The organism is Streptomyces sp. NPDC001027 (genome assembly GCF_040299045.1).
Taxonomy (GTDB): Bacteria; Actinomycetota; Actinomycetes; order Streptomycetales; family Streptomycetaceae; genus Streptomyces.
Genome location: NZ_JBEPBI010000418.1, coordinates 1 through 4,346 on the forward strand (window position 1 = coordinate 1; position 4,346 = coordinate 4,346).

Here is a 4,346-nt window from a genome sequence, read left to right on the forward strand (position 1 = left end):
GTCCGTCGTCCCCATGGGGAATTACGTGACCGCGGGGGTGGGGAATTACGTGACGCGGAACCCGCGTCCGGTGGGGAATTTCATGATCGCTCACATCGACCTGGTGGAACCACAGGTCCTGGAGAAACACATCACCCACGGCCGTTCATGATCGCGCTTGTGGTGACCCTCCGTGGCCCCGGCACTGAAAGTGATCCAGAACCAGAATTCAGGCGTCGCCGAGAGCTTCGCTGAATGCATCGGAACCACAGGACCCCTACGAACCCTGTGAGACAGGCTGATACCTGAAGACGGCTGAACATGTCCGCCTCGGGTCGCGTATGTATGTATGTCACGGACTTCAGCGGAAGGACACGCGAAGTGCGTTCCCCCAAGCGCAGGCACGTCCAGTCTTCCCAGCATGTCGGCACGGCGAATGCGCCATTCACAGCTCTCGACCGATTGTCCGTCGCGCTCGCGTGCGCCGAGGGCGAGTGGCCGCACGGCGACTGGCCGGGCCCGGACGATCCATACGTGGGCAGCACGTGGCTGGTGGCCCCGCCTTATCGTCGGCTCCACGAGGCCGCGGTCGACGTCGTCGTGCTGCGTTGCGAGAATCCCTCGGTCTCGTTCCCGGAACTGCTGGAGACCATGGGTGAGATGAGCGCTCCGGTGATCGTGTTAAGCCCTCGTGCGGACACTGAGACGGTCGTCGAGGTGTTCCGCTCCGGGATGGGCTACATGGTCGAGGACGACTTCGGCGTACGCGTGCTGTCCTCGGCGGTCATGGCAGCCATGATGGGGAACACCTACGTCTCGCCGGTCGCGTGCGCCGTCCTGCGGGAGGCGGCCTGGCGGGGACGCGTGGCAGGTGACGCGGCTGAGCGGCTGCGGGAGCTGCTCTCACCACGTGAGCGGCAGATCATGGAACTACTGTCGACCGGGCTGAGCGCGCAGGAGATCTCTCTGAGGCTGAGGCTGGCCGAGAAGACCGTCCGCAACAACCTCAGCAGCATCTATGCCAAGCTCGGCGCCCGTGGCAGCACGGAGGCGGTCCTGAGGTGGCTGGGGACGGCCCCAGCCGTCCGCGCATGAGGGCACCACCTCGACGCGGGTCGCGTTCGGACCGGTCTTGGGCGCCTTGGAACGGGTGCGCGGGCCCTTGATTCCCTCGGCTTGGTAGCGGCGGTACCAGGTGTAGTACGTGTGTCGGCTGATCCGAAGTACTGGCAGCACATCGCGACGGCCACTGAGCGTTTTCAGTGTGGCCACTGATTCCTAATGCTGTCTGTCAAGCCACAAGTGGCGGTGGAGGTGTCGGTTCGTAGCACCGTCCGTCACGTAGAAGGGCCCAGAGAACGTTGACGCGGCGGCGGGCGAGGGCGAGGACGGCCTGGATGTGGCGCTTGCCCTCGGCACGTTTGCGGTCGTAGAACCGGCGGGAGTTCTCGCAGTACCGGATGCTGAACAGCGCCGAGATGTAGAAGACACGCTGGAGTCTGCGGTTGTAGCACCGCGGTCGGCGCAGGTTGCCGCTGATCTTCCCGGAGTCGCGGGGAACCGGGGCGACGCCGCCGAAGCCGGCGAGGCGGTCGGCGGTGCCGAAGACGGTCATGTCGCCGCCGGTGGCGGCCAGGAACTCGGCGCCGAGGATGACACCCAGGCCGGGCACGCTGGTGACCACGTCGAAGGTGTGGTGCTCTCGAAACCGGGCTTCGATGGCTTTGTCGAGCTCGGCGATCTGCTGGGTAAGGCTGATCACCTCCGTTGCCAGCGTGCGTACCAGTTCGGCGGTCAGCTTCTCGCCGGGCAGGCTGGTGTGCTGGCGTTCGGCGGCCAGCAGGGCAGTCCCGGCGAGCTGGTTGGCACGGAGGACCTTGCGGTTGCGGAGCCAGGTGGTCAGGCGTTTCCCGCCGAGTCGGCGAAGGGCGGCCGGGGTCTGGTAGCCCGTCAGTAACGTGAGCGGGCCGGTGTTGGTGAAATCCAACGCCCGTTCCAGGCCGGGGAAGATGCCTGTGAGGTGAGCGCGGAGGCGGTTGACGGTGCGGGTGCGGTCGGCGACCAGGTCCGTGCGGCGGCCAGTGAGGAGCTTGAGGTCGGTGATCTTGTCGTCGCTAGTGCGTACGGGGTGCAGGTCGCGTCGGACGCGGACCTGGTCGGCGATGACGGCGGCGTCCTTGGCGTCGGTCTTGCCTTCGCCGCGATAGCTCTCGGAGGCGCGATGGATGGCCAGGCCGGAGAGGTAGTGCACCGGCTGGTCGTGATGAAGGAGGAGCGCGATGATCAGGGCGGCTCCACCGTCGGCCTGGTCGATGCCCCAGGCCACCTCATCGCCCAGAGCCAGGACGTCGGCGAGGAGTTCGAGCAGTTCGGGCTCGTCGTTGGCGACGCGACGTGAAAGCAGCCGATGGCCGCTCTCATCGATCGCGACACAGTGGTGGTGGGTCTTCCCTGCGTCGATGCCGGCCCAGATGGCGATCATGTGGTGCCTCCGTGCGGTGTAGTACTGATCCCTCCCACGGACGACCTCGCTGTCGGTTCCCTACTCAGCGATCATTCGCATTTCCTAATTGGCAGCCGAGTCGTCGTGGAGTGCCGGGCGGCCAATCAGTGGGAGCCACGTCATCGGCTATCAGGTGACAGCCACACCCGGCACTCCTGGGTGGGTGAACCGTACGAAGGGCTCACCGCCTCCGGGCCTTGACCCCGAATACTGGACACGGGTTATGCGGCTGGTGTCAGCGTAGTTGATGTTGTTCGGGACGCTGTTTCGTAGGCGATTGGGCTGCGGTGTCCGAGGCGGGAGTGACGGCGTCGGGTGTTGTAGCGGTGCAGCCAGCCGAACGCGTCCAGACGGGCCTCGCGCTCGCTGGACCAGTGCTTGCGGCCCTGGAGCGTCTCGCGTTTGAACGTCGCGTTGAAGGACTCGGCGAGTGCGTTGTCCGCGCTGGAGCCGATCGCGCTCATGGACTGGCGGACGCCGGCTTGGCTGCAGGCGTCGGCGAAGGCCCGGCTGGTGTATTGGGCGCCGTGGTCGGTGTGCATGACCGCTCCGGCGAGGCTGCCGCGGGTGCGCTCGGCGGCGGCCAGGGCGTCGATGACGAGACCGGTGCGCATGTGGTCCGCGATCGCCCAGCCGGTCAGGCGGCGCGAGGCGAGGTCGATGACGGTGGCCAGGTAGAGGAACCTACCGCCTTCCAAAGGGAGATAGGTGATGTCGCCGACGTACTTCGTGTTCGGCTCACGCGCGGTGAAGTCGCGGCCGATCAGGTCCGGGGCCTTCGTCGCGGCCGGATCCGTGATCGTGGTGCGGTGCCTGCGTCGCAGCCGCACGCCCGCCAGGCCGATGCTCCGCATGACGCGCGCGATCCGCTTGTGGTTGACGCGCTCGCCTGCCTCACGGAGCTCGGCGGTGATCCTCGGGACACCGTAGGTGCCGTCCGACTCACGGTGTGCGCCCCGTATCCGGGCGGCGAGCTGAGCGTCGGCCGCCTGGCGGGCGGCCCGGTCCTCGACAGTCCGGCGCCAGTAGTAGAAGCTGGAGCGGGCGATGCCCAGGATGGTGCACAGCCGCTTCACGCCGTAGCGGCGGTGGTGGTCGGCAACGAACTGGAAGCGGTTCAGGAGCCGTAATTCAACTACTGCGTGAGTTGATCTCGTTGTCGTGCTCTTCGATCACTCGCTTCAAGGCTTCGAGTGTGCGGGGAGGGTGGGTCCGGCGGAAGACGAGGATCCTGGCGAGCTCGGGTCCGGCGAATGCCAGCATCGGCTTGGATCTCCCGGCGTGGTAGCTCAGCACGTTGCGCTTGCGGCCCATCAGTTCGGCCGCGAGGGTCAGGGGGACGGTGTTGCGGCTGCGGAGCACGGCGGTCAGGACGCGGTGGCGGTGATCGAGGGTGCCGAAGCCGGGGTTGCGGCCGCGGCCGTCCCTGCCTGTGCTCTGGCGTTCGGCTTCGGTCAGGACCTGTTGGCACGGTTCGAGGTGGAGCACGAGCTGTTCGAACTGTTCTCGGGGCATGCCGGTGAGTGCGGGGTGGGTGAGGAGGAAGGTGGCCTCGGCCGGGATGGGAGGCCCTGACTCGTCGTGTGGATCTTCCTGAAGCTGCTGGTCGGGGTCCTGCGGGGCGATGGTGTAGTTCCACTCGCCGTGGAACGCATCGCGCTCGACCCGTCGCTCGACGCCCTTGCGCTCGGCCCGGGTGAGTGCGCAGCCGGTGGGGTACGCGTTCTCGTCCAGCACGGCCTGGACGGTCAGTCCGGTGCTGGTGCGGGTGGCTGAGATGGTCTGCAGCAGTACCTCGTAGCTGGTCAGCGGCTGTCCACGCAGGCTGTGGGTGATCCGGGAGAACAGACGGTGTTCCACTTTG

The 4,346-nt window shown here is 66.8% G+C and carries 3 protein-coding genes and 2 pseudogenes; 1 reads left to right on the top strand and 4 read right to left on the bottom strand.

Annotated features, from left to right (window positions below):
- Positions 1–513: 513 nt before the first annotated feature.
- Complete coding sequence (locus ABT300_RS41900) at positions 514–1,074, top strand: LuxR C-terminal-related transcriptional regulator (RefSeq protein ID WP_351687819.1); 561 nt, start codon at positions 514–516, stop codon at positions 1,072–1,074.
- Between the two features lie 3 nt (positions 1,075–1,077).
- Here ABT300_RS41900 and ABT300_RS44640 read toward each other — a convergent pair.
- From ABT300_RS44640 to ABT300_RS41920, 4 genes and pseudogenes are all read right to left on the bottom strand, one after another.
- Positions 1,078–1,223, bottom strand: a pseudogene (locus ABT300_RS44640) (leucine zipper domain-containing protein); the annotation flags it as partial.
- Between the two features lie 47 nt (positions 1,224–1,270).
- The gene (locus tag ABT300_RS41910) at positions 1,271–2,461 is read right to left on the bottom strand and encodes an IS110 family RNA-guided transposase (protein ID WP_351687822.1); all 1,191 of its coding nucleotides are present in this window, start codon (positions 2,459–2,461) and stop codon (positions 1,271–1,273) included.
- 242 nt (positions 2,462–2,703) lie between these two features.
- Positions 2,704–3,606 (bottom strand): annotated as a pseudogene (locus tag ABT300_RS41915) (IS3 family transposase); the annotation flags it as partial.
- Positions 3,607–3,613: 7 nt separating this feature from the next.
- Positions 3,614–4,346: ISAzo13-like element transposase-related protein (locus ABT300_RS41920; RefSeq protein ID WP_502978107.1), on the bottom strand; the 733-nt coding region annotated here is incomplete at its 5' end.

What these genes read in the sequence shown, in the direction of transcription:
- ABT300_RS41910 (WP_351687822.1), bottom strand. Translation starts at nt 2,461, where the DNA reads ATGATCGCCATCTGGGCCGGCATCGACGCAGGGAAGACCCACCACCAC.